General features: G+C 63.2%; 23 protein-coding genes. 13 read left to right on the forward strand and 10 right to left on the reverse strand.

The genetic code is table 11. The annotated features are described in order from the left end of the window. The 4 genes from GA829_RS03025 to gcvA all read right to left on the reverse strand — a co-directional run bounded on the left by GA829_RS03025 (position 1) and on the right by gcvA (position 5491). Entirely contained in the window at positions 1-1305 is a 1305-nt protein-coding gene (locus GA829_RS03025; protein WP_195177100.1) for an ABC transporter substrate-binding protein, read from the reverse strand. A gap of 146 nt (positions 1306-1451) precedes the next feature. Further along, the gene (locus tag GA829_RS03030) at positions 1452-2894 is read right to left on the reverse strand and encodes a hypothetical protein (protein WP_195177101.1); all 1443 of its coding nucleotides are present in this window, start codon (positions 2892-2894) and stop codon (positions 1452-1454) included. Between the two features lie 169 nt (positions 2895-3063). Then, a complete protein-coding gene (gene pncB / locus GA829_RS03035; RefSeq protein WP_195177102.1) occupies positions 3064-4368 on the reverse strand; it encodes a nicotinate phosphoribosyltransferase in 1305 nt (434 codons plus the stop codon). 148 nt (positions 4369-4516) lie between these two features. Then, a complete protein-coding gene (gene gcvA / locus GA829_RS03040; RefSeq protein ID WP_195177103.1) occupies positions 4517-5491 on the reverse strand; it encodes a transcriptional regulator GcvA in 975 nt (324 codons plus the stop codon). Between the two features lie 209 nt (positions 5492-5700). Between gcvA and speB the strand changes: the two genes are divergently transcribed. The 4 genes from speB to GA829_RS03060 all read left to right on the forward strand — a co-directional run bounded on the left by speB (position 5701) and on the right by GA829_RS03060 (position 8954). Then, the gene (gene speB, locus GA829_RS03045; RefSeq protein ID WP_195177104.1) at positions 5701-6762 is read left to right on the forward strand and encodes an agmatinase; all 1062 of its coding nucleotides are present in this window, start codon (positions 5701-5703) and stop codon (positions 6760-6762) included. Between the two features lie 81 nt (positions 6763-6843). Further along, positions 6844-7650, forward strand: a complete 807-nt coding sequence (locus GA829_RS03050) for a transporter substrate-binding domain-containing protein (RefSeq protein WP_195177105.1) — start codon at positions 6844-6846, stop codon at positions 7648-7650. 6 nt (positions 7651-7656) lie between these two features. Then, on the forward strand, positions 7657-8313 hold the full coding sequence (locus GA829_RS03055) for an amino acid ABC transporter permease (protein WP_195177106.1): 657 nt from the start codon (positions 7657-7659) through the stop codon (positions 8311-8313). Continuing rightward, positions 8310-8954, forward strand: coding sequence for an amino acid ABC transporter permease (locus tag GA829_RS03060; protein ID WP_195177107.1), 645 nt, complete (start codon positions 8310-8312; stop codon positions 8952-8954). The genes GA829_RS03055 and GA829_RS03060 overlap by 4 nt, the downstream gene beginning before the upstream one ends. A 127-nt stretch (positions 8955-9081) precedes the next feature. Here the strand turns inward: GA829_RS03060 and GA829_RS03065 are convergent, their stop codons facing one another. Then, positions 9082-9834: a hypothetical protein gene (locus GA829_RS03065; RefSeq protein WP_195177108.1), complete on the reverse strand. Its 753-nt coding sequence runs from the start codon at positions 9832-9834 to the stop codon at positions 9082-9084. Between the two features lie 476 nt (positions 9835-10310). Here GA829_RS03065 and GA829_RS03070 point away from each other — a divergent pair, with 476 nt between their 5' ends. The 3 genes from GA829_RS03070 to GA829_RS03080 all read left to right on the forward strand — a co-directional run bounded on the left by GA829_RS03070 (position 10311) and on the right by GA829_RS03080 (position 13457). Next, positions 10311-11888 (forward strand): HD domain-containing phosphohydrolase, encoded by a 1578-nt coding sequence (locus GA829_RS03070; protein WP_195177109.1) that lies wholly within the window; start codon positions 10311-10313, stop codon positions 11886-11888. Between the two features lie 90 nt (positions 11889-11978). Beyond that, positions 11979-12251, forward strand: coding sequence for a hypothetical protein (locus GA829_RS03075; protein WP_091581466.1), 273 nt, complete (start codon positions 11979-11981; stop codon positions 12249-12251). Positions 12252-12383: 132 nt separating this feature from the next. Beyond that, positions 12384-13457, forward strand: coding sequence for a substrate-binding protein (locus GA829_RS03080; RefSeq protein ID WP_258052121.1), 1074 nt, complete (start codon positions 12384-12386; stop codon positions 13455-13457). Between the two features lie 478 nt (positions 13458-13935). Here GA829_RS03080 and GA829_RS03085 read toward each other — a convergent pair whose 3' ends face one another. The 3 genes from GA829_RS03085 to GA829_RS03095 form a co-directional block, all read right to left on the reverse strand. Beyond that, complete coding sequence (locus GA829_RS03085) at positions 13936-15129, reverse strand: IS91 family transposase (RefSeq protein WP_195176218.1); 1194 nt, start codon at positions 15127-15129, stop codon at positions 13936-13938. A gap of 3 nt (positions 15130-15132) precedes the next feature. Continuing rightward, positions 15133-16041: a tyrosine-type recombinase/integrase gene (locus GA829_RS03090; RefSeq protein ID WP_195176217.1), complete on the reverse strand. Its 909-nt coding sequence runs from the start codon at positions 16039-16041 to the stop codon at positions 15133-15135. A gap of 261 nt (positions 16042-16302) precedes the next feature. Further along, the gene (locus GA829_RS03095) at positions 16303-17706 is read right to left on the reverse strand and encodes an MATE family efflux transporter (protein WP_195177111.1); all 1404 of its coding nucleotides are present in this window, start codon (positions 17704-17706) and stop codon (positions 16303-16305) included. 297 nt (positions 17707-18003) lie between these two features. Here GA829_RS03095 and GA829_RS03100 point away from each other — a divergent pair, with 297 nt between their 5' ends. The 6 genes from GA829_RS03100 to GA829_RS03125 all read left to right on the forward strand — a co-directional run bounded on the left by GA829_RS03100 (position 18004) and on the right by GA829_RS03125 (position 24409). Then, positions 18004-18933, forward strand: a complete 930-nt coding sequence (locus GA829_RS03100; RefSeq protein ID WP_195177112.1) for an AraC family transcriptional regulator — start codon at positions 18004-18006, stop codon at positions 18931-18933. 230 nt (positions 18934-19163) lie between these two features. After that, positions 19164-20435, forward strand: coding sequence for an ABC transporter substrate-binding protein (locus GA829_RS03105; RefSeq protein ID WP_195177113.1), 1272 nt, complete (start codon positions 19164-19166; stop codon positions 20433-20435). 141 nt (positions 20436-20576) lie between these two features. Further along, positions 20577-21443, forward strand: coding sequence for a carbohydrate ABC transporter permease (locus GA829_RS03110; RefSeq protein WP_195177114.1), 867 nt, complete (start codon positions 20577-20579; stop codon positions 21441-21443). Beyond that, the gene (locus GA829_RS03115) at positions 21440-22252 is read left to right on the forward strand and encodes a carbohydrate ABC transporter permease (protein ID WP_195177115.1); all 813 of its coding nucleotides are present in this window, start codon (positions 21440-21442) and stop codon (positions 22250-22252) included. The genes GA829_RS03110 and GA829_RS03115 overlap by 4 nt, the downstream gene beginning before the upstream one ends. Positions 22253-22267: 15 nt before the next feature. Next, on the forward strand, positions 22268-23314 hold the full coding sequence (locus tag GA829_RS03120) for an NAD(P)-dependent alcohol dehydrogenase (protein ID WP_195177116.1): 1047 nt from the start codon (positions 22268-22270) through the stop codon (positions 23312-23314). 6 nt (positions 23315-23320) lie between these two features. Beyond that, on the forward strand, positions 23321-24409 hold the full coding sequence (locus GA829_RS03125) for an ABC transporter ATP-binding protein (RefSeq protein WP_195177117.1): 1089 nt from the start codon (positions 23321-23323) through the stop codon (positions 24407-24409). A gap of 17 nt (positions 24410-24426) precedes the next feature. Here GA829_RS03125 and GA829_RS03130 read toward each other — a convergent pair whose 3' ends face one another. Next, entirely contained in the window at positions 24427-26013 is a 1587-nt protein-coding gene (locus GA829_RS03130) for an FGGY-family carbohydrate kinase (RefSeq protein WP_195177118.1), read from the reverse strand. After that, a complete protein-coding gene (locus GA829_RS03135) occupies positions 26010-26693 on the reverse strand; it encodes an HAD family hydrolase (protein WP_195177119.1) in 684 nt (227 codons plus the stop codon). Before GA829_RS03135 ends, GA829_RS03130 begins: the two co-directional genes overlap by 4 nt. Between the last annotated feature and the right edge of the window lies 1 nt (position 26694).

Consider the following 26694-nt stretch of genomic DNA (forward strand, 5'->3'; position numbering starts at 1 on the left):
CTAGAGCGCCTGGGTCGTGTAGTCCCCTTCCGCCTCGTAGAGGCCGTCCTCGATCTTGGTCTTGTGAACGACCTTGAGCTTGCCGCCCTCGACCTTGGAGATGTTCTGGATGCCGAAGCACTGGTGGATCTTGCCATTGAAGGTCTTGGGGCCCTGCGGATGTTCCGGGCCTTCGGCGAAGGCGGTCAGGGCCTCGGTCGCCTCGACCAGCTTGGCGCGGTCTTCCGGTCCCTTGTAGCCGGCGTCTTCCATGGCCTTCTTGACGACGTAGAGTGTTTCCCAGCAACCGAACATGTGCGCGGCGGTGGAAACATCCTTGGCGTCGCCCACGGCAGCGCCATTGTCGTCGATGCCGACGGCGGCGCGATAGGCTTTCTGCGCTTCGGAATCATCGGCCTGCGCATAGCGCGGCGAGCCTTCCCAGAAATGGCTGCCATCAAGGAATTCCAGACCGGGGCTGTTGATGTCGGTGGCTTCGAGCGAATCGATGAAGCCGAACAGCTGCGGCCGGTTGGAGCCGTAGAACTCGCCGAGTTCCTTGACGAAGGTGAGCACCGCCGGGCCGACCATGACGTGGTAGATCACCTCGGTCTCGGCGGGGATCTGCGGGAAGTATTTGGTGAAGGACGATTCCGTCGGCGGAATGGCGATCTGGGCGATGACATCGGCGCCCTGTGCCTTCAGCGCCGGCGGCAGGTAGTCGCGATGATCGTAGCCGAAGGCGAAATCCGGGAAGATCATGGTGACCTTCTTGCCGACATTGCCCGAAATCCAAGGCGCCATCGACTGGATCTGGCTCTTCACGTCGGTGATGCCGGGCTGGAAGACATAGCGGTTCAGCTTGGTCGACGCGACATGATGGCCTTCGCTGACGACGAAGTAGGGAATCTTGGCCTCGCCGGCGGCGGGCGCCGAGCCGATGACGACATGCGAAAACAGTGTGCCGAAGACGATGTCGGTCTTGTGCTGGGTGGCGAACTTGCCGACCACCTCGGCGCCGCGCGCGGGGTCCGTGCCGTCATCCTCGATAACGACCTCGACCTGACGGCCATTGATGCCGCCGGCGGCGTTGATGGCCTTGACCGCCGCGGCGGTGGTCTTCTCGTACCAGCGGCCATAGGCGGCGCCGATGCCGGTGCGGTGCGACTGGAAGCCGATCTTGATCGGCGCCGCGCTTTGCGCCTGGGAATAGCGGATGAAACCGGGCGCGGTGACGAGGCCGGCGGTGGCGGCCAGTCCCTTCAGCGCCGTGCGGCGGGTGAGACCGGTTTTGGAGATGTCGAAGAATCCGTTCTTGTCAGTCACGTTCGTTCCCCTGTTTTTGCGTTTTGACCAACGATTGAAGGCGGCTCGAACATCCTCGGCAAGAGGATGCAAAATTGCATGTGTACAAACTAAATCACCAAAGCCCTGACGTGGCAAGCGAGCTTTCTTCCACGGCTAGACTTGTCTCACCCGGCCGTCGGCGTGGCAAGCAGCCAGAGACCGAAGACGGTGTAGGCGATCATCAGCAAGGTGAGCGGGAACTGACTGAGGGCGGCGCGTGTGGGAACCGGGTGCAACCGGCCGGCGAAGCCATGCGCGACAAGAACCGCCAGCACATGGCCAAGAATGATGGCGCCGGCCTGGATATTCCACAGCCAGAAAGCGGAGTCCGCGCCGGCGACCACGCCCGCCTCGATCTGCATGTCGGCGGCGCCGAACAGGTTCCAACCCAGCCCGAACGGGTCGGATATCGCGGCAAGCGCGTATTGGCCGTCGACCAGCAGCGCCGTCAGATAATGCGCGACATGATAAGCGAGTGCGATCGGCACGATCGACCAGACCAGTACCCCGGCCGCCCGTCGAAGGGGTTGATCGCTGCCGGCAAGGCGCTGGCCGAGAAAGACGGCGAAAATGAACACCACCGCCAGCAGCGCGAAAGTCAGAATCAGGCCGACAGTCCCGCTGCCGATCATTGCGGTGCGGCCCGGAAATTCGAGCGGGTTGATGCCGAACAGGCCAAGCCAGAAGAAGGTTTTCGACAGGCCGTCGAAAGACACCGACGACAGCGCCAGCAGCAGGAAGGCGATGCCGCTCGGCGGCAGCGGCTCGGCGGTCAGCAGCTTCGCGCCCGGCCAGCACAGCGCCAGGCGACCGTTTTCATCACGCGCCACGATGGCAAACTTCGCCACCATGGAGAAGAAGATGGTCAGGAATTCACCGCGGCGGCTCCACTCAGCGTATCCAAACAGCAGCATGGCGATGAAGCTTGCCAACCAGTACAGGCCCGCCGCCCAGGCCAGGCGCGCCGGATCGTCGGGGGCAGGATCGATCAATTCGAACCAGGCGAAGGCAAAGAAAAGCACGACCGCAGGCCAGCAGCCGAGCCATGCGGGAAGCCGCCATGCCCCGCGGTCGTGTCTGCCAAGCAGGCGCGACAGGCCGTACCATGGGTTGAGCCAAGACCAGAGATCGCCAAAGACGCCCTGCAGCAAGGTGAGACCGGCCCACAGCAACGTCCAGACCACCAGCGGCAGCGGGTTGGACAGCGGATCGCGGCTGCCGAAAAATCCGGCCACGACCAGAACTGCAAAGCCGGCAAATGATATCAGGCTGACGATGACGCCGGCGCCGTCACCGACGGCGAATAGCGGCAAACGGCGGCGCCAGAAACGCTCCTGCGAATTGGGCGGCAGCAATGCCAGGGCCAGAAAGCTGATGGCGACGGCGAAAGCGCCGCCGACCAAGTAGTAGCCGGTGGGCAGGAGCAGGACATGGCCACGGTCGGAGGCGTGGGCGAAGGCGGGGGAAGGTAAGCACCCAAGCGCGAGAGCAGAGAGGAGGCAGTAGAACCTCCTGGCTATCCAGCCATGGCTGCGCTCTACGGCGCCCCCCTCTGTCCTACCGGACATCTCCCCCACTTGGGGGGAGATCGGCTGGGCGCTCTCTCGGCGCGTTCTTTGAACCTTCGGAGATTGGCGAAACCTGAGATCACAGCCAATCTCCCCACTTGTCGGGGAGATATCCGGCAGGACAGAGGGGGGCGCGAAGGAACTCATACCGTCCAAGAGCCCCTGCTCCTCACACCTTGACCCGTTGCTCCACGCGGTCTTTCTCGCCGAACAGGCCGATATAGCGCTCGATCTCCCTGACATCGCCGGTCGCCTTGGCCGGATTATCGGAAAGCTTGACCGCCGGCCGGCCGTTGGCCTCGGTGACCTTGCAGACCAGCGATATGGCGTCGAGCCTGTTGGTCTCGATCGGCGCGCAGCCTTCGAAATCATTGGTGAGGTTGGTGCCCCAGCCGAAGGACATGCGCACCTTGCCCTTGAAGTGGCGATAGGTCTCCTCAATGGTTTCGACCTCAAGCCCGTCCGAGAAGATCAGCAGTTTCTGCCGGGGATCCTTGCCCCTTTCACGCCACCAGGAGATGATTTTCTCGCCGCCTTCGATCGGCGGCGCGCTGTCGGGGCGAAAGCCGGTCCAGTCGGCGACCCAGTCGGGCGCGTCACGCAGGAAGGATGCGGTGCCGAAAGCGTCGGGAAGCACGATCAGCAGATTGCCACCGTAATAGCGCTGCCAGTCCTGCAGCACCTTGTAGGGCGACTGTTTCAGCTCGTTGTCCGACTTGGCAAGGGCAGCAAACACCATCGGCAATTCATGCGCGTTGGTGCCCAGCGCTTCGAGGTCGTTGTCCATGGCCAGCAGCACGTTGGACGTGCCGGTGAACGCCTCGCCGATGCCTTCCTTCAGCGCTTCCACACACCAGCGCTGCCACAGGAACGAATGCCGGCGGCGGGTGCCGAAATCCGAAATGCGGATGCCGGGCAGCGCCTTCAGCCGCTCGGTTTTTGCCCACATCTTGGCCTTGGCGCGGGCATAAAGCACATCCAGCGCGAAGGGGCCGAACGCACGCATGGCGGCGCGGGACCTGAGTTCGTTGATGATGGCGAGCGCGGGGATTTCCCACAGCGTCGTGTACATCCACGGCCCGCTGAAGGTCAGTTCATACTGGCCATCGCGCTTGGAAAGCTCGTATTCGGGCAGCCTGAAATTTTCCAGCCAGGCCAGGAATTCCGGTTCGAATATCTGCTTGCGGCCATAGAAATTATTACCGCCGAGCCAGATCATCTCCTTCTTGCTGAGGCGCAAGGTGCGGGCATGATCGAGCTGTTCGCGCAGCTCACCCTCGTCGATTTCGTCGGCAAGGCGCACCGAGGTGGTGCGGTTGATCAGCGAGAAGGTGGTCTCGACCTTGGGGTACATGCCCCAGATCATCTGCAGCATCAAAAGCTTGTAGAAATCGGTGTCCAGCAAGCTGCGCACGATCGGGTCGAGCTTCCAAGTGTGGTTGTAGACGCGCCGCGCAATATCGGTCTTAGCCATATTTCAACACCGCCTTCGCTGCCTGTTATCCACAACCGCGACAGGCCTCATAGCATCGAATTGGCCAAAACGCTGCCCGGTTTGGCCGCTGGCCCGACAAAAAGAAAGGGCTGCGCGTCAACGCCGGCTATGGATGGTTGGACGCCTGTCAGGACGAGGTCTTGGACCCGACGACCCGGAGCGCAGGACGCTTCCTGCGGATGCCGATGCGGCCAGCCACCGGGGCGTCGGCACGGCCATCATCCTGCGCCTTTTCGGCGAACAGCCAGTCGATGAAGACCTGGACGATCGGCGTCGATTTCATTTCGTTGCGGCAGACGATGTAGAAGTCGTCGACCGCCGGCACCGACAGGCTGAACGGCGCGACCAGCATACCCTTGGCCAGCATAGCGCTGGCCGTCACGGAATCGCCCAATGCCACGCCATGGCCATGGACAGCGGCTTCGACCGCCATTCGGGCGTCGCCGATATGGTGGCGGCGGCCGCGCTCCAGGTCGAGAGCGTCGGCGGCGGCCAGCCAGGTGTGCCATTCACGGCCGTCATCGCCGTGCAGGAAGACATGGTCCGCGAGATCGCGGACGGTGCGGATAGGCCGGTTGTTGATCAGCGTCGGACTGACCACGGGAAACAGTTCGAGCCCCGACCACTTGCGCATCCAGCAATCGGTCCAGTTGCCGTTGCCATAGTGCACGCAGACGTCGATATGCGGCGCTCGGATGTCCTTGGCGTCGTTGGACGGGATGAGCGTCAGGCTGATATCGGGATATTGCGCGGTGAAGCTGCCCAGCCTCGGCGTCATCCACAACAGCAGCAGCGCCGGTACGCAGGAGACAGAGAGCGCGCCGCTGCTCGCCGGGCGTGTCAGGCGCTGGGTCGCGGCTGCGATGCCGTCGAAAGCGCTCGATACCGCCGGCAACAGCTCGGCGCCATGAGGGGTCAGCTTGACCCGCTGCCCGGTGCGCTCGAACAGCTTGACGCCGAGCGACTGTTCAAGCGCCTTGATCTGGTGGCTGACGGCGCCGTGTGTGACATTCAATTCACTCGCCGCCTTGGTCAGCGAGGCATGGCGTGCCGTCGCCTCAAAGGCGCGCAGCGGATTGAGAGGTGGCAGGCGGTTGGCCATTCGGCTCCAAAAGTTTGTGAGCTTTTCTCACAGAGAAGACCCTAACAATATCAATTGATTTTTCAAAGGGGCTGCCCGACACTTTGCCGGGAACAGCATCTAGACGTCAGACCAGCAGGCAGTAAAACACCTAGCGGCAGGACCAGGAACGGTTGCCCGAGCCACGCTTGGCTAGGGACCAGACCGCAGCAGTCAAGCAGGAGAACACCATGGGTTATGATCGCGGCAAACTCGACGCGTTGCGCCGTAAATATGGCGAAAGCCATGGCGGCGAGATGTTCGATCCGAAATTCCGCAAGGTGGCCGACAAGATCTTTTCCAAGAGCGGCACGCGGCTGGCGCCCTATTCCGGCATCCCGACCTTCCTTGCCGCTCCCTACCGCGAAATTGCCGCCGAAAACCCTGACTTCGGCGACCTGCAGGTAGCCATGATCGGCGTGCCGATGGATCTCGGCGTCACCAACCGGCCAGGCTCGCGTTTCGGGCCAAGGGCGCTGCGCACTATCGAACGCATCGGCCCCTACAACCACGTGCTGGAATGCGCGCCGACGCATGAACTCAGGGTTGCCGACATCGGCGACGTGCCGTTCCGCAGCCGCTACCGGCTGGAGACCAGCCATGAAGACATCGAGCGCCGCGCCAACCAGATCGTCGACGCCGGCGTCATTCCCTTGTCGGTCGGTGGCGATCACTCGATCAGTCATCCTATCCTGAAGGCGGTCGGCAAGAAGGCGCCGGTCGGCCTCATCCATATCGACGCCCATTGCGACACCAGCGGCCTGTTCGACATGACCAAGTTCCACCACGGCGGCCCCTTCCGCAACGCGGTGCTGGACGGCGTGCTCGACCCGACGCGCACCATCCAAATCGGCATTCGCGGCGCTGCCGAATATCTGTGGGAGTTCACCTACGAATCCGGCATGACCGTGGTGCATGCCGAAGAGGTGACAGGCCTTGGCATTCCGGCCATCATCGAGAAGGCGCGCAAGATCGTTGGCGATGGACCGACCTATATTTCCTTCGACATCGACAGCGTCGACCCGGCCTTCGCACCCGGCACCGGCACGCCGGAAGTCGGCGGCCTGACGACGCGGGAAGTGCTCGAGCTGCTGCGCGGCTTCAAGGGCCTCAACATCGTCGGCGGCGACGTCGTCGAAGTGGCGCCGCAATATGATTCGACCACCAACACGGCGCATGCGGCAGCACAGGTGCTGTTCGAGATCCTGAGCCTTATGGTGTTCAGCCCGGCTGTCACCGGCAAGGGAGCCTGACCTAACCGAAGCAAGGCGGCCGCCGTGCTGGAGCCGGCGGCCGACCCAGACAAACAATGCATCCAGACAGGGGAATGAAAAATGACAATCCACACGACAATCAAGTCATCCATTGCCGCAATCTTGTTCGGCGCCGCCGGCCTGGGCCTTGGCGTACAGGCTGCCAGCGCCGACGCGCTGGCTGATATCACCAAGGCCGGCACCATCAATGTCGGCGTCTTCGCCGACTTTCCGCCCTTCTCCTCGGCCAGCGCCGACATGAGCCTCAAGGGCTATGACATGGATGTGGCGCAATACATCGCCGATGCCCTGAAGGTGAAGCTCAATCCTGTCGCGGTCACCGGCCAAAACCGCATCCCATACCTCAACGACCATCGCGTCGACCTCCTGATGAGCGTCGGCTATTCGAAGGAACGTGAGCAGGTGATCGACTTCGCCGCCGCCTATGCGCCCTACTATATCGCCGTGATCGGTCCGGCGGCGCTGGCTGTCAAAGGCAAGGAAGACCTTGCCGACAAGTCGATCGCCGTCAACCGCGGCACGCTCGAAGACACCTCGCTCACTGAAGTCGCACCGGCCTCGGCCGACATCAAGCGCTTCGACAACTACAATTCCGTCATCCAGGCCTTCATCTCCGGGCAGACACAGCTGATGGTCGTCGGCAACGACGTCGGGGCGCAGGTGCTGGCCAAGCAGGACGCGCTGAAGCCGGAACAAAAGTTCCAGCTGATGACGTCGCCTTCGCATATCGGCCTCAACAAGAATGAAGACGCGCTGAAGAAGGCGGTCAACGATGCCGTCGCCAAGATGCTGGCCGACGGCAAACTGGACGAAAGCTCGAAGGCCTGGCTGAAGACGCCGCTCAACCCCGACAACCTCAAGGATTGAGTTCCGATGGCCTTTGCCTGGCTTCCAGGTGCCGCGGGCGATATAGCGCGCGGCGCCTTCACGACGATCCTGCTGATCGCCGTGACCACGCTGGCGGGAACGCTGCTGAGCATTATCGGCGCGGCGGGACGCCGGAACGGCCCCGTGATGCTGAAGCGGGCGATTGCCGTCTATGTCGAGGTTGTGCGCAACACGCCATTCCTGGTGCAGCTGTTCTTCATTTTCTTCGGGCTGCCCAGCCTCGGCATCAGGCTCGACCCGGTACTGGCCGCCATTGTGGCGATGACGCTCAATATGGCGGCCTATACGATCGAGATCGTCGGCGCCGGGCTTGACGCGGTGCCGCATGGACAGTCGGAAGCGGCCCTCGCGCTCGGCTTGCGGCCGCGCCAGGTCTTCGTCAAGATCGTGCTGCCGCAAGCGCTCAAGGTGATCTATCCGGCGCTGACCAGCCAGATCGTCATCATGATGCTGGAGTCCGCCGTGGTGTCGCAGATCGCGGTACGCGAACTTACCTACGAGGCCGACATGCTGCAGGCACGCACGTTCCGGTCCTTTGAGACCTATTTCGTGGTGACGCTGGTCTATCTCGCCCTGTCGATGGCCTTGCGCCGGCTGTTGGTCACTGGCGGACGCCGCGTCCTGGGGGCTGGTGTGTCATGATCGAATTCACCTTCTGGGACATCGTGAGAAATCTGCTGTTCGCCGCACGCTGGACGGTGCTGCTGTCGCTGGCCGCCTTCATTGGCGGCGGCGTGGTTGGCATGGCTGTACTTTTCTTCAGGATCGCCAAGAACAAATGGAGCCGGCGGCTTGCCTCCGCCTATATCGCGCTGTTCCAGGGAACGCCGCTCTTGATGCAGCTGTTCCTGATGTTCTTTGGCCTGCCTATGCTCGGGCTTCGCATCGAGCCGTGGACGGCGGCGGTGCTCGGCCTCACCTTCTTCGCCAGCGCCTATCTCGCCGAGATCTGGCGCAGCGGCGTGGCCGCATTGCCGCTTGGCCAGTGGGATGCCGGCGCCAGCCTCGGCCTGCACTATCTGCAGGAACTAAGGCTAATCATCCTGCCGCAAGCGTTTTCGATTACCCGCGCGCCGACTGTCGGGTTCCTGGTGCAGCTCATCAAGTCGACAGCGCTCACCTCGATCATCGGCTTCGAGGAGCTGGTGCGGACCTCCAACGCCATCAACAATGCCACCTTCGAGCCCTTCAAGGTCTATGGGCTGGTGGCGCTGATCTTCTTCGTCATGTGTTTTCCGCTGACGCAATATGCGCGTAGGCTGGAGCGCGCGGCGGCTCACTGAACGGTGATGACGTTGCGCTGCATCAGCTCTTGCCCTGAGGGGACCCTGCCCCCAAAGAGACGCTGACTGCGCTAAGGAGGCCAGATAGGGGCTCCAAGGTGCTAGGTGCAATAGAACGCGGGCAGGTCTATTGCGGAACCGTGAACCCACACTGTTTCTGTTCCATCTCGACCTGCTTCGTAATGCGTATGGCGTTCTGCGCATAGGCTTCGGTCACGGAGCCGCTGTTCACGGTCTTGTCTTTCAGCGGACTCACGGCTGCGCAGAGGTGTTCCGCATCCTTCGTAGCGGCCGTCACCGCAGCGGAGTCCGTGGCGATCTCTTGCGCCTGGGCGGCGACGTCGGGCGAACAAGCTGTGGTCGGCTGCCCCGTCTTAATCTGCGTAGCGCACGCGTTCATGTCCTGGGTGTATTGCTCGACCGACGGGGGTTGGTAGCTGACCCCGATCAGCGTCGCGAGCACGGCAAGCGCTGCGCCCAAACCGCCGGCAACCTTCTTGGTCTGTGGATCCATGTTCTTATCGGTCAAGATCAGGAAAACCAGCGGGAGGAAGGCAATCAACGTGATGATCGCGCCGAGCTGATTTTGGAAGAAGAATCTGGCCGTGTCGGATGCGCGGGCGGGATCGTGCCTATTGGCCGCCTTCCAAAGCAAGTTGCCGGCGATTGCGAAAACAGCGATCCCGACCAGCAAGCCAATCAGCAGCGGCATGTTTCCGTGGTCGAACTTGTGCTGGTAGAACAGGTAGATCCCAGCGATCTCGCCGCCAATGGCGACGATCCAGCAGAGTACGGCGAAAAGGCGCAGCCGCTTCGCGGAAGACTTCTGGCCCTGCGTCGCTTGCCAATCTTTGGTAACGTCTGGCCTGTTGTCGCTCATGACCGAATCCTCCGATATCGACACTTTTGCGAGTGGGCAGCAAATCGAAAGGCCAACCCGTTCGGCGCAGCGTCATTGAACCAACGTCTTCATCGACTGCCTTGGTGACGCGGCGAAAATGCGAGGGCCGCGCCAGACCACATCCCCATCCATATTGCGCATAAATTGATCCGTCCATACCCACGGACGCATCGCCCAGGCGGCGATGGTTCTTCTTCATCTCCGGCCCGAACTTGATGCTGCCTTCCCCGGCGATCCGTCAAAGGCTGCGGTGGTCATAGGATCGATCAAAAAGGAACATTGGCAGATCAGAACTGCCGCAGGGTCGAGGGCCTGAGAGCCTAGAAGCGGAATGTCTGGCTCCGGCCCCAAAAACGGAACGTTCAGTTTCTCGCAGTATTTACGTCAAGCTTGAGACTTTTCCCTAGGTAATAACGGCACGCGGAGCTAGCGTGGGGCTAACTGGGAGGTGGACGATGACAAACGTCTCGATCCGCCGGGCGGACTTTATGATGGTCCTCGCCTATGCTTCGGACCTTGCCACCGGCCATTCGCGCGACTTTGCGCTGAAATCCTGCGTGCTTGCAATGCGTATCGCCGAGCTTGCGGGCCTTTCCGATGAGGTTCGGCGCAACATCTACCACCAGTCGATGCTGCGTTATGTCGGTTGCAATGCCGACACGGACCTGCTGTCTGCCACTTTCGGCGACGAAATCGCGCTCCGCCAGGATCTTGTCGGTCTCGACATGGGCAACCGTGCGGAACTGGGCAGGGTCTTCGTGCAGGCCTTCAAGCGGTTCTACTACGATCTCGAGCCCTATGCGCAGGCCAAGGCGATCGAGGCCGCGATGTCGCAGGCGCTCGCAGTGGCCCGCCCGGTGCTGACCGCGCATTGCGAGGTCGCGCAGCGGATCGGCGAGCGGCTGGGCCTTTCCGAGGAGATGCGGCGTAATCTTGGACAGATCTACGAACGCTGGGACGGCAAGGGGCTGCCGCGTGGGCTGAGCGGCGAGGATGTCCTGCCGGCCGTGCGCCTGATTACTTTGGCGCAGGATGTCATTGCGCTCAGCGATGCCGTCGGCATCGAGGAGATGGCCGAAATCATCGCCAGCCGCGGCGACGGCCCCTACGAAGCGGATCTGGCCCGGCTCGTCTCAGCAAACGTGTCGGCGCTGATGGAAGGTATCGGCGCGACGGTCGACCGCGAGACGATTTTGGCGCTCGAGCCCGATCCGCCAGTGGCGTTGAATGAGGCAGACTGCGACCAAGCATTCCTCGCCATCGCCGACATGATCGACATGCGCATGCCATTCACGCAGGGTCATTCGCGGATGGTGGCGGAACTGGCGGGGGGAGCAGGAGAAGAGATGGGACTGCCGGCCGCCGACGTCAGTGCCCTGCGTTGGTCGGGCTGCATCCATGATATCGGCGAACTCGTGGTGCCGGTGGCAACCTGGATGCGCAACGGTCCGCTGTCGGTGCGCGAACGCGACGCGGCCCAACTGCACGCCTATTATGGCGAGCGGGCGCTAGCCTCCTTCGGCCGCGAGGGCGACGCGATGGCCTCACTGGTGCTGCGCCATCACGAACGCTTGGATGGCTCCGGCTATCACCGCAAGGTCGGCGGTTCCGACCTGTCGCCGGCGGCGAGGATCCTGGCCGCTGCCGAGGCGTTCCAGACGTCGCGGGAGGAGCGCCCACACCGCAAGGCGTTGTCCAGCGAGGCGGCGGCGGCGGAACTCCGTACCGCCGTTCGTGAGGGCTGTATCTGTCCCGACGCCGCCGAGGCTGTACTGTCCTTCGCCGGACAGCGGTCGCGACGCCCGCCGCCCCGGCCGCTGGCCGGCATGACGCCGCGCGAGATCGAGGTGCTGCGCCTGATCGCCGGCGGCCTCACCGCTAAGGAGACGGCGCGGAAGCTGGATATCTCACCCAAGACCGCAGATCATCATATCCAGAGCGTCTATTCCAGGATCGGCGTGACCACCCGCGCCGCCGCCGCGCTCTACGCGGTCGAGCACGGCCTTATCCGACCTGGCGAAACGCAAGCATAGGGAATTCACCCCATGTGCGCCTGCCTCGAGGCGCGCATCCTGATCCTGTCGACGGACCGATGGTGGCCGCGACCGACAGGAGGAAATCAGATGCTTCTCGCAACGACAAAGGTGGCGGACGTCGACCGCTTCATTCGTATCTTTTCGACCAAGGGCGCCGACAAGCGCCGGCTGCACGGCTCGAACGGTGCGACCGTATTCCGCGACCCCAGCGAGCCCGACCGCGTCTGGGCGATCTTCGACTGGGACGCCGAGGGCTGGAAGAACTTCGTGTCGGATCCGGAGGTGCCCGCGATCCTGCAGGAAGCTGGTCACGTCGGCAAACCGCAGGCGGCGCTGCTGCTCGGCCACTACGAGGCCTGACGTCCGCGCTGGCGCACCGCGCGCCGCCGGCGGCGGCGCGTTCGATGAAACCCCTAGAATCGGAGAAATCAGATGGACTCGAAACCTATCAAGATCGGCCTTATCGCCGAACTCACCGGCCCGTTGTCCTTCATGGGCATCGCCAACGCAAACCTCACGACCATGCTCGTCGACGACATCAACGCCAAAGGCGGGCTGCTCGGCCGACCGCTGGAACTCGTAATCGAGGACGGCGAGACCACCGACAGCGTTGCCAAGGCAAGGACCGCGAAGCTGATCGACGTCGACAAGGTCGATCTGGTCGTCGGCGGCATCTACAGTTCGACCCGCCAGGCCATCAAGAGCGAGGCGGTCACGCGCGGCAAGACGCTCTACATCTATACCGAGCAGTACGAGGGACAGGAAAACGATCCCCTGATCTTCTGCACGGGACCCGTGCCCGCGCAGCAGGTCGAGCCGCTGATCCCGTGGCTGATGAAAAGCACCGGGGTGAAGAAGTTCTATTTACCGTCGGCCGACTACATCTGGCCGCATTTGCTGAACAAGGCGGCGAGCCAGGTGGTGCGCGCCAATGGCGGCGAGATCGTCGGCGAGGAGTACTTTCCGCTCGACACCGTCGATTTCCGGCGCACCGTGCAGCAGATCATGGCGAGCGGCACCGAGGTGGTGTTCAACACCCTCGTGCCGCCTGGCCTGACGCCGTTCCTCGAAGAACTGCACAGGGCCGGATTCGGCAAACGCGGCGGCAGGATTGTCTGTACCTACTTCGACGAGAACTTCTTCAACTTGGTCCCGTCCCAGCAGATCGAGGGCCTCTACAGCTGCCTCGACTACTACCAGGAACTCGACGATCCGTTTGGCCGCGCGCTCTTGCATCGCTACAGCGATCGATTCCCCGGCAGCGCCATGTTGACCGCGGGCAGCGGCTGCACCGGCCACTACCGCGCGATCACGTTGTGGGAAGCGGCGGTGAATGAGGCCGGCACGATCGAGCGAGACGCCGTTATCCGGGCGCTCGATCATGCCAGGATAAGTGAGGGACCGGGCGGCCCGGCCGAAATGGTCCCCGGCCAGCACCATGTTCGCATGAACATGTACATCGCGCAGGCGCAGGGCGGTCGCTTCCGGGTTGTCAGGAACCTGGGCCCGATCAATCCGAACGAGCGTGTGCTTGCCAACGAACTCCAACTAAGCAAAGCGGGCTGAGCCGGCCGCGTCGACGACTGTTCTTCCAAGTGGCGCGGGCGGCTGGAAAGTTGCCCTCGCCACATGCAGAGCAACTGAAGATCATCAGCCGCTATCTCCGCCGTTGGCGCGTTGCGGTCCTCGATACGTGTCGGTCCGCTTTCTAATCTCGCCATCCCCAAAACGGACAGTCCGAAAACGTGAAGAGTTTCGGGCGCCGGCAGGCGTACGAAAGTCCCCGAGGAAGGAACCCGCGGGCCACAAGTCGATGGCTATGGGGATTTCGATTTGCGGCTGATGTCGGCGATGGCGCGATCGTCGCCGGGAAGCGCCGCGATTGATACGGACAGGCCGCTTTGGTGCGCTTCCGCGCGATGTTGCGGGCTCGGCGCTGGTCCGGACGCGCGCCTTTCGGCGTCAGTAGTCACCATGGGCACGCGTGGATCCGTTGCCGGAGGGGACGCGCCTGCGGCTGAAGGCTCTACCATGCCATGCCGGATCATGGGCCGTTCTCCCGGTTCGATGCCGTTGCGTGCGGCGGTCCGCGGGGCTGCCGCCAGCGTTCGAACACCTCAACGACGATCATGCGTCCGCGACAGCGTGGGCATGGCGGGCGGAAGTCGTCCGGTTCGTCTGATGTGTCGTCATCGGGCTGCGCGGCGACGTCCAGGAGTTCGCGGGCGAGCGCGAGGCTGGCCCTGCGGGCGGAGCCAGCGAGTAAGCCGCAATGCCGGATGCGATGGAAGCCACGCGGCAGGACATGGAGCAGGAAGCGGCGGATGAACTCGTCGGTGGCGAGCGCCATGACCTGCTGGCGACCGGCGCCGTCGCGGCGGTAGTCCTTGTAACGGAAGGTGACGCCGCTCTCGTCGAGGTGGATGAGGCGGCTGTTCGAGATCGCGACCCGGTGCGTGTAGCGCGACAGGTAGGCGAGCACCGCTTCCGGACCGGCGAAGGGCGCCTTGGCGTAGACCACCCAGCGCTTCTTCTGGACCGGCGACAGGTGGCGTAGGAATGCCCGCCGTTCCGCGAGATGAGCAATTGCGCCGAAGAAGGCGAGCCGGCCAGCGTCGTGCAGCGCGACCAGCCGGGTCAGGAATAGGCGGCGGAACAGCTTGCCGAGCACGCGCACCGGCAGAAGGAAGGCCGGCCGCGATGATATCCAGCGTGCCCCGTCCGGTGCGATGCCGCCGCCCGGCACGATCATGTGCACATGCGGATGATGCGTCATCGCTGAGCCCCATGTGTGGAGGACGGCGGTGATGCCGATGCGTGCGCCGAGATGCTTCGGATCGGCGGCGATCGTCAGCATCGTCTCCGACGCCGCCTTGAACAGCAGGTCGTAGACCGCCGACTTGTTCTGGAATGCGATGTCGGCGACCTCGGCGGGCAGCGTGAACACGACGTGGAAGTAGCCGACCGGCAGCAGGTCGGCTTCCCGCTCTGCAAGCCATGTCCGCGCGGCCGCACCCTGGCACTTCGGGCAGTGCCGGTTGCGGCAGGAGTTGTAGGCGATCCGCCATTGGCCACAGTCCTCGCAAGCCTCGACATGACCGCCAAGGGCTGCGGTGCGGCAGTGCTCGATTGCCGACATGACCTTCAGTTGCTGCAGGCTCAGATGGCCGGCATGGGCGACCCGATAGGCGAGCCCGGCAGCACGGAAGATGTCGGCGACCTCGATCGAGGCGCGCATGGCTCAGCCGTCGGGTGAGATCTCTTCCGGCTTGAACAGGCCGAGCTTGTCGAGCGGGCTCGTCACGGCACGCACCGTGCGGGTCGCGACCTTGGCGTAGAGAGCGGTGGTGTTCAGCTTGGCGTGCCCGAGCAGAACCTGGATGATCCGGATATCGGTGCCGTCCTCCAGCAGGTGGGTCGCGAAGCTGTGACGCAGCGTGTGCGGCCCGACCCGCTTGGCGATGTCGGCGGCCTGCGCTGCCTCGACGACGATGCGATAGAGCTGTCGCGTGCTGATCGGCTTCATCGCGTGCTGCCCAGGGAACAGCCAGCCGTCGCGATGCATCACGCCCTGCTGCCGCCCAACCTTCCACCACTGACGCAGCAGAGTGAGTAGATCGGCAGAGAGCATGGCATTGCGATACCGCCCGCCCTTGCCGCGCTCGACGCGCAGCAGCATGCGCTCGCTGTCGACGTCGGCGACCTTCAGCATCGACACCTCCGCGACGCGCAAGCCCGCACCATAGGCGACCGACAATGCGGCCTGGTGCTTGAGACACGTGGTGGCGTTGAGCAGCCGGGCCACCTCGTCGCGGCTGAGCACCACGGGCAGGTTGCGCGGATGCGACAGCCGGACGAGCCGGCGCGCCAGGTCCGGGCGGTCGAGCGTTTGGGTGAAGAAGAAGCGCAGCGCCGACACGATGCTGTTCATCGTCGGCACGGGAACGCCGTCTTCCTGCTGCTCGATCTGGAACCGACGTAGGTCGTCGGCTGTCGCCGTGTTTGGCGAACGCCCAAGGAATGTCGCCAGGCGTCCGATATCGCGGAGATAGTTGCGCTGCGTCTCGCGTGAGAAACGCCGCATGTTCATGTCGTCGATCAGCCGCTGGCGCAGCGGGCTGATGGGTGCATCGAGAAGGGGATGGGGCATGGTCGGGCTCCTTGTTGAAGAAGCCCGTCATCTTCTGCCGTTGCTGGACGACGCTCAACGCGAGCGCGACGGCCGGCCCATCACCCCTACCTCAACCGCAGGCGCCCTCCCGCGCAGCGGGTTCGTTCAACGGCCGATTGCGGTCATTGCCGAACAATTTGTCTGGCCGACTGCTGCTGGCGCTTAGCGGACGTTTCGCGGCCGATCTGAGCGCCGTTTAGTTAGCGGCATTACGGCCAGCTGGCAACCGGGCCACCTGGTTCAATGCACGAACGCCAGCGACGGCACGATCCGATCCCGCCTTAGCCAGCGCGCCAGAAGCAGCACCGCCACCACGGCCAGGCCGATCGACAGGCCGATCCAGATGCCGACACCGTGCAAGCCGAAATGGAAGGCCAGCACCACACCGAGCGGCAGCCCTACGCCCCAGTAGCCGATCGCGGCGTAGATCATCGGCACCTTGGTGTCGTGCAGGCCGCGCAGCATGCCGGCGGCAACCGCCTGCGCGCCATCGAAGATCTGAAACAGAGCGGCAAAGACGAGGAACGACACTGCAAGGCCGACCACCCTTGCATTGGACGGATCATCGACATTGATGAACGCGCTGATCAGCGGATGCGGCAACAGGATCATCACCAGTCCCATCAGCGCCATGAATGAAACGCCGATGACGAAGGCGGTCCAGCCGGCGCGCGAAACACCTTCCGGATTGCCGGCGCCGTGGGCAAGCCCGACGCGCACCGTCACCGCCTGGTTGAGGCCAAGCGGCACCATGAAGGAGATCGACGCGATCTGGATGGCGATGGCGTGCGCCGCAAGCGAATCCGCATCGATCAGCCCCATCAGCAGAGCCGCCGCGTTGAAGATCGTCACCTCGAAGGCGAGGATGCCGGCGATCGGCAGGCCGAGGCGCAGCAAGCCCTTGAAGCGCGGCCAGTCGGCCCGCCAGAAGCGGCCGAACAGATGGTAGCGGCGGAACTTCTTCTCCCACATCACCACAACAGCCATACCGACCAACATCAGCGTGCTGGACAGCGACGTGGCCAGGCCCGAGCCAGCGATGCCCATGGCCGGAACACCGAGATTGCCGAACATGAACACCCAGTTGGCGAACACGTTGAAGGCGACCGCGACGAATACAATGATCAGCGCCCAGCCCGGTCGCTCCAGCGCCGAGATGAACGAGCGCAGCACGATATAGCCGTAGAAGGGCAGCACCGCCCATTCCAGCCAGCGCAGATAGATGCCGGCCTGACGCGCCAGCGCAGGCTCCTGGCCCATTGCCAGCAGAATGGCTTCACCATGCCAGAGCACGATCCAGATCGGGATCGAGATCAGGATCGCCAGCCACAGGCCCTGGCGCACGGTGCGGCGCAAATCGCGCACGGAATAGCGGCGGCGGCCGAGTTCGGTGGCGATCATCGGCGAGGTGGCCAGCATGAGGCCGAGACCGAAGATCAGCGGCATGAAATAGAGGTTGGCGCCAAGCGCGCCGCTGGCCAGTGTATCCGGCCCGAGCCGCCCCATCATCATGACGTCGGTGGTGGTCATGGCGGTCTGGCCGAGATTGGTCAGCACCATCGGCCAGGCGAGCGCCAGCATCGCCCTGATTTCCTGACGCCAAAGATTTTCCGGCGCGCGGGCGCCGGCTTCGATCGCGGACATTGTCCTGCTCTTTCAAGGTTGCGGCGCATCGGCAAAAGGCCGGAAGCCGCATTGGAAACGGCAAAACCTTCGGTTTCGCAGCGTTTGCGTCGTCTTTTGAACGAAATGCGACATGAAGGCAAGGGAAGACCGGCGGGAAGTAATTGATCCAGACAGGCTGGCTTCATCCGGTTCGCTGCCCTAGCCACTCAAATGGCCGGGAGATATGCGCAAGCAGAGATCGGTTTCACTCAGAGGCGACAGGCTGCTACGACTTGCGTGGTCGAAATGATGGATCACGATCCAAGGACATTCAGGATGCAGTTCAAGCGCAGGAAGAGCCCGGTCGCGACGCTGCGGACAGCACCGGCCTTCGAGCATATCGTCACCGAGGCCAGCGACAGTTTCCTGTGGCGGCTCGACGACTATCCGTGGGAGCGCAATGTCTGGAACTTCCATCCGGAATATGAAATCCACCTGCTGCGCAAATCCTCCGGCGTGGTCCTGGTCGGCGATCACATCGGTGAATTCGGCCCGGGCTACCTGACCATCGTCGGTGGCGGACTGCCGCATGACTGGGTCACCGCGACACAGCCGGGCGAGTTGATCAAGGGCCGCGACATCGTCCTGCAATTCGACGCCGAGCGACTGCGCGGGTCGGCCGGACTGCTGCCGGAATTGCGCGAACTGGAACCGTTCCTGGAGCGCTCGCTGCGCGGTATGGTCTTCCACGGCGCCACTGCATTGCAGGGCGCCGATTTGATGGAGCAGATGGGAGAGGTCAGCGGACTTAGCCGGCTCTGGATTTTCCTGCGCCTCGTGGACCTGCTGGCCAAGACCGATGAATACGAACTGCTTTCGTCGCCGGATTTCTCGCCCACCCTCGACGCCGCCTCGCTGGACATCATCCAGCGCACGCTGACCTACCTTTTCCAGCATTTCGCCGAGGACCTGAAACTGCCCGACGTGGCTGGGCTGGCTGGAATGACCGAGAGCACGTTCTCGCGTTTCTTCTCGAAAAACACCGGCAACAGTTTCAGCGACCACCTTGCAAAGCTCCGCTTGTGGCAAGCCTGCAAGCTGCTGGCGGATACCGATATTCCGATCACCGACATCTGCTTCCAGGTTGGCTACATGAACATCTCGAACTTCAACCGGGCCTTCATGCGCAAGCACCGGATGACGCCGTCGTCCTACCGGCGGCTGTCACGGCAGCGGCGCACGCAGCCGCTCCAGGCATCGCAATAGCCGCTTCTCAGAAACCTGACCGGTATTTATGTGAATGGGTCCGCGCATTGGCGGGTTTTTTTGCATCGCACAATGCATAAAAGTACAGGTCTGGTGCAACGGAGCTTCTAGCATGGTCCCCGGTAACTCCGCATTTTGACAGCGGGTGGCTTGCCGCTCGGGCGATGGTGAGGATCGCGCAACCCGAGCACTCCTGCTTCCCGCGAAGATTGTTCCGGAGGAGAAAAACCATGAAATCAATTCGGTTCGCCGCGCGTTTGAGTGCGGCCTTTATACTCTCGGCCACGGTTTCAACCATTGCGCTGGCACAGGCGCCAGTCTGCTCGGCGCCGGTCAAGGTCCTGGCGCAGCCACGTGACGGCCTGACGCTGCTGGAGGACTCGAAGGCCGAGTTCCAGAAGCTCAGCGGTGCAAGCTTCCAGATCGACTATCTCAACGAGAACGACCGGCGGGCAAAATCGCGCGCCGATGCGTCCACGGTCGGCAATTACAACGTCTACTATGTCGACGAAGCCAATGTCGCGCTGTTTGCCTCGTCGAAATGGATCGTGCCGCTGACCGACTACTACCCGGCGGATTACGACTACGCCGATTTCGACCCCGGCCGCCAGAAGGTTGCCACCTACGAAGGCAAGGTCTGGTTCGCGCCGCTGACCGGCGGCGGCGACCTGATGGTCTACCGCAAGGACGTGCTGGAGGCCGCAGGCATCCAGCCGCCGAAGACGCTGGACGAGCTGATCGCCGCCGTGCCGAAGCTGACCAACCCGGACAAGGGCATGTATGGTATCGCGCTGCGCGGTGCGCGTGGTTCGGGCGCCAATGTCTGGCGTTGGATGCCGTTCTTCAAGGCCTATGGCGGCAAGTGGTTCGATGGCGACAAGCCCGCCTTCAACTCGGAAGCGGCGGTCAAGGCGACAGAGACCTATCTGAAGCTGTTCAAGGATTCGGCACCCGGCACGCAGACCGGCAGCTGGGATGAATCGACCGGCGCCTTCCTGTCCGGCCAGGTCGCCATCCTCGTCGAATCGACGCCGCTCTCGGGCATGGCGGTCGACCCGAAAACCTCGCAAGTGGTCGGCAAGATCGGCTTCTTACCGCCGCCGTCACCGCTGACGGGCGGAGGCTACGGCCACGGTCTTGCCATCGCGTCGAAGGCAAACGCGGACGACGCCTCGAAGAAATGCGCCGGCCTGTTCATCGCCTGGGCAACGTCGAAGGAAAACGAGAAGCGCAGGCTCGATGCCCACCAGTTCGGCGAGCTGAACCGCACCAGCATCCTGTCCAGCAAGGAATTCGCCGATATCTATGGCGCCGACCTCGGGCAGGCGCTGGCCGAGACCGGCAAGGTCACCGCGGTCAATTTCTGGCAGGATCCGCGCTGGCCTGATCTTGGCGACCGCTGGGGCATCATCCTCGAGGAACTGATTGCCGGCACACGCACCGACGTCAAAGGCAGCCTCAATGAACTTGAGGCCTACGCCAACGATCTGGTGAAGAAGTAGAGGGAACCTCCCTCTTGCGGCGCACGGTCCACGGCATCCGGTCGGATTCCAGGACCTGTGCGTCGCAGGAATTCCAGTGAGCCGCACCGCACCAAAAGGTTCCGCCATGTTCAAGCACCCGCGACACAGCGAGGAGTGACCATGCCCCGACGCTCATCCCTGCCCGTCACCTTCGTCGTGCCGACAATGATCATTCTCCTGATCCTGTCGATGGTGCCGACGCTCTACGCCATTATCATCGCCTTGCAGAACCGCGAGCTGAGTTCGACCGCCTATTCCTATGTCTGGTTTTCGAACTTCATCGACCTGTTCTCCGACCGCCGCTTCCTCAATGCCGTCTGGGTATCGGTGAAGTGGGAGGTCGTCACCGTTGTCGCGACGATGGCCGTGGCCGTGGGACTGGGCGTGCTGATGTTCGAGGTGGCGACACCACGCCTGCGCAACGTCTACTGCCTGCTGTTCATCATCCCGGTGCTGTTGCCGCGCGTCTCGGCGGCCTTCGTGTGGAAATTCGCCTATCATCCGCTCTACGGCATCGCCACCTATCCCTACCGCCTGCTGACCGGCGGGTTGATTTTCGACCCACTGTCCAAGCCGTCAACGGCGCTGTTTGCCGTGGCGTCGGTCGATGTCTGGCAATGGGGCCTGTTCTTCGCCGTCATCGTGCTGAAGCTGCTGGAGACCTTGCCGCCGCAGCCGCTCGAAGCCGCGCGGCTTGACCATGCCAGCCGCTGGCAGGTCCATGCCTATGTCGCGCTGCCTATGCTGAAGGCACCGCTGATCAGCCTGATGTTCGTCAAGATGATCGAGTCGCTGCGCTCCTTCGACCTGATCTATGTGATGACACGCGGCGGACCGGGCGTGGCGACCGAGACGCTCGACATGTACGCCTTCTCGCAAGGCTTCATCGAGTCCGGCAAGGTTTCCTATGCCTCGGCCATGGCCGTGCTGATGATGATTGCCACGGTCATCACCTTCACCATGCTGTGGAAGCGGGTGCAGAAATGAGGCCCGGCCGCATCATCGCCAAAGCCGTCCTGGCCTTCGCCGGCTTCCTCGCCGTGTTTCCGCTTCTGTGGACGGCGCTCAACTCGCTGAAGAACAATGTCGACATCATCACCCGCGTGCCGCGCCTGGTGTTCACACCGACGCTCGACAACATCACCTATATTCTTGGCCGCGACAGCGTCATGACCGGCCTGCAGAACTCGGTCATCGCTTGCGGCGTCGCGGTGCTGATCGGCGTGGTGCTCGGCCTGCCCGCCGCCTATGCGGTGGCGCGCTACCCCAACCGCTGGGCGGGCGACATCCAGTTCTTCGTCTTGTCGCTGCGCTTTCTGCCGCCGGTGGCAGTCGCCATTCCGCTGATGGTGATCTGGCTGCAGATCGGGCTGTACGACACGCTTGCCGCCCTCATCGTCACCTATTCGCTGCTGACCATCTCGGTGATCATGTGGCTGGCCATTCCCGCCTTCCAGGCCGTGCCCAGGGAAGTCGAGGAAGCCGCCTTCGTCGATGGCTACGGCGCGTATTCGGTGTTCTGGAAGATCGCGCTGCCGGTCGCGGCGCGCTCGCTGATCGGCGCTGTCGCCTTCAGTTTCGTGCTGGTCTGGAACGAGTTCCTGATCGCGCTGATGCTGTCCAGCTCCAATGCCAAGACCTTGCCGATCGTTGCCTCGGAGCTTTCCCAGCAAGGCATGAACGTGCCTTGGGGAATCCTGAATGCCTCGGTCGTGCTCCTGTCGCTGCCGCCTTTGTTGTTCCTCGGCGTGCTCAGCGGTTTCCTGAATTCCGTGTTCCGGCCAAAAAAGACTTGAAGTGAGGATTGCCCGATGCAGGCGTTGGTTCTTGAGAAAAAAGGCGAGCTGTCCCTGCGCGACATCGCACTGCCGCTCGATGTCGGACCAGACGACGTCAAGATCGCCATCCACACGGTCGGCGTCTGCGGCAGCGATGTGCACTACTACACCCATGGCGCCATCGGCAGCTATGTCGTGCGCGCGCCGATGGTGCTTGGCCACGAGGCCTCCGGCACGGTGGTCGAGATCGGCGCCAATGTCAGGACATTGAAGCTCGGTGACCGCGTCTGCATGGAACCGGGCGTGCCGAACCTGTCGTCGCGGGCAACCAAGCTCGGCATCTACAATGTCGATCCTGATGTCAGCTTCTGGGCGACGCCGCCGGTGCATGGCGTGCTGGCGCCCTATGCGGTCCATCCGGCCGCATTCACTTACAGGCTGCCCGACAATGTCTCCTTCGCCGAAGGGGCGATGGTCGAGCCTTTTGCCATAGGCATGCAGGCGGCGGCCCGCGCGCGGATCGTTCCGGGCGACGTGGCCATCGTTGTCGGCTGCGGCCCGATCGGCATCATGATCGCGCTGGCCGCACTGGCCGGCGGCTGCTCCAAGGTTCTGATCTCCGACTTTTCCGCGCCAAAACTCAAGATCGCCGCGCAATATCCCGGCATCGTCCCGGTCAATATCGGCGAACGGTCGCTGGTCGATGCGATCGGTGCGGCGACCGAGGGCTGGGGCGCCGACATCGTCTTCGAGGCGAGCGGCAACCCAAAAGCGTTCGCCAATCTGTTCGACGTCGTGCGTCCAGGCGGCGCGGTGGTCCTGGTCGGGCTTCCGGTGGAGCCGGTGGCACTGAACGTCCCGGCGGCGATCTCCAAGGAAGTGCGGATCGAGACGGTGTTCCGCTATGCCAATATTTTCGACCGCGCCTTGCAGCTCATTGCGTCAGGCAAGGTCGACCTCAAGCCGCTGATTACCGGCACCTATGCTTTCAGCGACAGCATCACGGCGTTCGAGCGGGCGGCGGCGGCGCATCCCGAAGACGTCAAGCTGCAGATCCTGATTTCGAACGAGAAGGGCTGACAGACCATGTCCGCGATCACCTGCTCCCATGTCGAGAAATCCTACGGCGCCACTTCCGTCATCCGCGATCTCAACCTGAGTATCGAGGAACATGAGTTCGTCGTCTTCCTCGGCCCGTCCGGCTGTGGCAAGTCGACCTTGCTGCGCATGCTGGCGGGGCTCGAGGATATCAGCGGCGGCGAGGTTTCGATCGGCGGCAAGGTGGTCAACGATCTCGACCCAGGCGACCGCGGCATTGCCATGGTGTTCCAGAACTACGCGCTCTATCCGCACATGACGATCTTCGACAACATCGCCTTTGGCCTGAGGCGGCAGAAGGTGGCGAAGACGGAAATCCAGCAGCGCGTCATGGCGGTCTCAAGCACGCTCGGGCTCGACCCCTATCTCGGCCGCAAGCCGGCGGAACTCTCCGGTGGCCAGCAGCAGCGCGTTGCGATCGCACGCGCCATGATCAAGACGCCGAAGGTCTTCCTGTTCGACGAACCGCTATCCAACCTGGATGCCAAATTGCGCAACCATATGCGCATCGAGATCGCCCGGCTGCACCAGTCCTTGAAGACGACGACTGTCTACGTCACCCATGATCAGCTCGAGGCGATGACACTCGCCGACCGCATCGTGCTGCTGCGCGATGGTTTGATCGAACAGATCGGCTCGCCGGCGGAAATCTATGAGCGGCCCGCCAACGTTTTCGTCGCCGGCTTCATTGGCACGCCGAACATGAACTTCATCGACGTGACCGTGAGCCACGGCAGGGGTGGCTGGACCCTGACCGGCGCGGGCGCGGACTTCACCCTCGACGGCGGGCGCTTCAACCTCGAAGGCGTCGAACGCGCGGTGCTTGGCATCCGGCCCGCCGACCTGAAGGCGGTTGGCGATGGCCACGCCGGCAACCTGCTGCAAGGCACCGCCGACCTGATCGAATTCCACGGCAATGACGCGCTGGTCACATTCGGCGCAGGCGGCAAGGAAATCAGCGCACTGGTCTCCAGCCGTGCCTGCCCGGTCCTGCGCGGCAACGTCCGCTACACGTTCGACGAAGAGAGCCTGCATCTGTTCGACGCGAAATCCGGCAAATCCCTGCTCAGGCGGTAAGCCGACAGTTCCGATCTTCAACGGATCGCGTCCAGCACCTGCCTCTGGCGGTGCATCTCGAGGAAGACCCGGTAGTCGCGGTCGAAACGCCCTGATGATGCCGGGTTCGAGGCACGCGTCTTGCCGCCCTGCTGCATGGCGAGACAGGCGGCGTTGAGGTCGGGAAACAGACCGGCTGCAGTGGCGGCAACCATGCCGGTGCCGAGCAGCACCGCCTCGTCGGCCAGCGGCTCGACCACCGTGCAGCCGGTGGCGTCGGCATAGAGTTCCATCAACAGCGGGTTCTTGGTGTGGCCGCCGGTGACATGCAGCGTGTCGATGAGGTAGCCGTTCTCGTTCAACGCCTCGAGTACGTGGCGCACGCCGAGCGCGATGCCGACGGCGGTGCGCCAGTAAAGCTTGCACAGGCTGTCGAAGGATGAATCCAGCGTCAGCCCACTGACCACGCCGACAGCATGGGGATCGGCGAGCGGCGAGCGGTTACCGTGGAAATCCGGCAACACATGCAGCCTGCCTGCGAGGTTCTCGCCTTCGGCGGCACGCAACTCGGCGACACGGCTGGCGATCCTGGCATGCATGGCGGCATCCGGTTCGCCGCCGGCGCCATGCCAGCGGATAATATGATCGAGCAGCGCGCCGGTGGCCGACTGGCCGCCTTCCGACAGCCAAAGCTTCGGCAATGCCGCACCGTAATAGGGACCCCAGACGCCGGCGAATGGCTGCGGATCAGGCGACATCGCCATGACGCAGCTCGATGTACCGGCAATCAAGGCCAGATGCCGGCCGATATTCTGTTCGTCGCCGGCAAAGCCACCGAGCACGCCAAGCGCGCCGGCATAGGCATCGATCACACCCGCGCCAACCCGGCAGTTCGTCGTCAGGCCGAGATCCGCTGCCGCCTGTGGCGTGAGACAACCGATGTCGGCGCCGACCGGACTGGCCTTTTCGGGCAGGTTGCCGTGCTCGAAGAGGTCGTCGAGGCCGACGATCCCGAAGAAGTCGCGCCGCCAGCCGGTCTCCTCATGCGCGAGGTAGGTCCACTTGGCGGTCAGCGTGCATTGTGAGCGGGCGAGCGAGCCGGTTGCCTGCCATGTCAGGAAATCGGCGAGGTCGAATAGGTAGCCGGCTTCATTCCATGTCTTGCGCAGGTTGCGCTTCAGCCACATCAGTTTCGGCGTCGCCATTTCCGGAGACATGACGCCGCCGATATAGTCGAGCACGGCATGGCCGCTCGCGGTGCACTCGTCGGCCTCGGCAATGGCGCGATGGTCGAGCCAGACGATGGTGTCCCAACGCTTGTCACCTGACACCGAGACGCTGAGCTGGCCGCCATCGGCATCCCGTACAACCAGCGAACAGGTTGCGTCGAAGGAAATGCCGACGACATCCTGTGCGTCCACACCGGCCTTTTCGCGGGCGGCGCGCACAGCCCGGCATACCGCCGACCAGATATCGCGCGAATCATGTTCGGCGTGATCGGACTTCGGCTGGTTCATGACGATCGGGTGCTCGGCGCGGCCAAGCAAGGTACCACTGGTGTCGAGAATGCCCGCGCGGGCGCTCCCGGTGCCGACATCGACCGCGCAAACGAAGGGTTTCGTCAAGATGCTCTTACTCTCGCTCCCAGGCCTGCAATCAGATCGGGCAATTGCAGCATGTCAGCGAATATAAAGTCCGGTTGCATCGACGCAAGCCGCGCTTTCAATGCGGGGTTGCCAGCATGTGTGCCGCCGGTGAAAGCGAGCACCCGCATACCAGCTGCACGCGCCGCCTCAACGCCGGCGGGACTGTCTTCGATGACAAGGCAATTTTGCGGTCTGGCGCCCATTGTCATGGCGGCATGCAGGAAGAGATCCGGCGCCGGCTTGCCGCGCGCCACCATGCCGGCGCTGAACAAATGCGGCTCCAGCAAGCCAAGCAGACCGGTGACGTCGAGCGCATAGCGGATGCGGTCGAGCGTGCCGGAAGAGGCAACGCAGCGAGGCAGCCCAAGCCTCGGCAGCATTTCCATAACGCCCGGCATAGGCTTCAGTTCCTCACGGAACTTGCGCATCAATTCGACGCGCATCTCGGTCAGATGCTTGTCGGTGATTTCAAGGCCGAAGTCGCGGCCGAGGATTTCACGGACGCTTTTCATGCTCTTGCCAAGGAAGTGCTCATAGGCCGTGTCCTCGGCAATACTGCCGCCGGCCAGCTTGATCATGCCGAGCAGCGCCGACACCGACAGCGCTTCGCTGTCGACCAGCACGCCATCGCAGTCGAAAATGACCAGTTCCGGCGTCATG

The sequence above is a fragment of the Mesorhizobium sp. INR15 genome (assembly GCF_015500075.1).
GTDB lineage: Bacteria > Pseudomonadota > Alphaproteobacteria > Rhizobiales > Rhizobiaceae > Mesorhizobium.

Bases quoted from the DNA above. Each gene is read 5' to 3' on its own strand.
- GA829_RS03030 (WP_195177101.1), bottom strand. From the start codon at position 2,894: ATGTCCGGTAGGACAGAGGGGGGCGCCGTAGAGCGCAGCCATGGCTGG.
- pncB (WP_195177102.1), bottom strand. From the start codon at position 4,368: ATGGCTAAGACCGATATTGCGCGGCGCGTCTACAACCACACTTGGAAG.
- gcvA (WP_195177103.1), bottom strand. From the start codon at position 5,491: ATGGCCAACCGCCTGCCACCTCTCAATCCGCTGCGCGCCTTTGAGGCG.
- speB (WP_195177104.1), top strand. From the start codon at position 5,701: ATGGGTTATGATCGCGGCAAACTCGACGCGTTGCGCCGTAAATATGGC.
- GA829_RS03050 (WP_195177105.1), top strand. From the start codon at position 6,844: ATGACAATCCACACGACAATCAAGTCATCCATTGCCGCAATCTTGTTC.
- GA829_RS03055 (WP_195177106.1), top strand. From the start codon at position 7,657: ATGGCCTTTGCCTGGCTTCCAGGTGCCGCGGGCGATATAGCGCGCGGC.
- GA829_RS03060 (WP_195177107.1), top strand. From the start codon at position 8,310: ATGATCGAATTCACCTTCTGGGACATCGTGAGAAATCTGCTGTTCGCC.
- GA829_RS03065 (WP_195177108.1), bottom strand. From the start codon at position 9,834: ATGAGCGACAACAGGCCAGACGTTACCAAAGATTGGCAAGCGACGCAG.
- GA829_RS03070 (WP_195177109.1), top strand. From the start codon at position 10,311: ATGACAAACGTCTCGATCCGCCGGGCGGACTTTATGATGGTCCTCGCC.
- GA829_RS03075 (WP_091581466.1), top strand. From the start codon at position 11,979: ATGCTTCTCGCAACGACAAAGGTGGCGGACGTCGACCGCTTCATTCGT.
- GA829_RS03080 (WP_258052121.1), top strand. From the start codon at position 12,384: ATGGGCATCGCCAACGCAAACCTCACGACCATGCTCGTCGACGACATC.
- GA829_RS03085 (WP_195176218.1), bottom strand. From the start codon at position 15,129: ATGCGCGCCTCGATCGAGGTCGCCGACATCTTCCGTGCTGCCGGGCTC.
- GA829_RS03090 (WP_195176217.1), bottom strand. From the start codon at position 16,041: ATGCCCCATCCCCTTCTCGATGCACCCATCAGCCCGCTGCGCCAGCGG.
- GA829_RS03095 (WP_195177111.1), bottom strand. From the start codon at position 17,706: ATGTCCGCGATCGAAGCCGGCGCCCGCGCGCCGGAAAATCTTTGGCGT.
- GA829_RS03100 (WP_195177112.1), top strand. From the start codon at position 18,004: ATGCAGTTCAAGCGCAGGAAGAGCCCGGTCGCGACGCTGCGGACAGCA.
- GA829_RS03105 (WP_195177113.1), top strand. From the start codon at position 19,164: ATGAAATCAATTCGGTTCGCCGCGCGTTTGAGTGCGGCCTTTATACTC.
- GA829_RS03110 (WP_195177114.1), top strand. From the start codon at position 20,577: ATGCCCCGACGCTCATCCCTGCCCGTCACCTTCGTCGTGCCGACAATG.
- GA829_RS03115 (WP_195177115.1), top strand. From the start codon at position 21,440: ATGAGGCCCGGCCGCATCATCGCCAAAGCCGTCCTGGCCTTCGCCGGC.
- GA829_RS03120 (WP_195177116.1), top strand. From the start codon at position 22,268: ATGCAGGCGTTGGTTCTTGAGAAAAAAGGCGAGCTGTCCCTGCGCGAC.
- GA829_RS03125 (WP_195177117.1), top strand. From the start codon at position 23,321: ATGTCCGCGATCACCTGCTCCCATGTCGAGAAATCCTACGGCGCCACT.
- GA829_RS03135 (WP_195177119.1), bottom strand. From the start codon at position 26,693: ATGACGCCGGAACTGGTCATTTTCGACTGCGATGGCGTGCTGGTCGAC.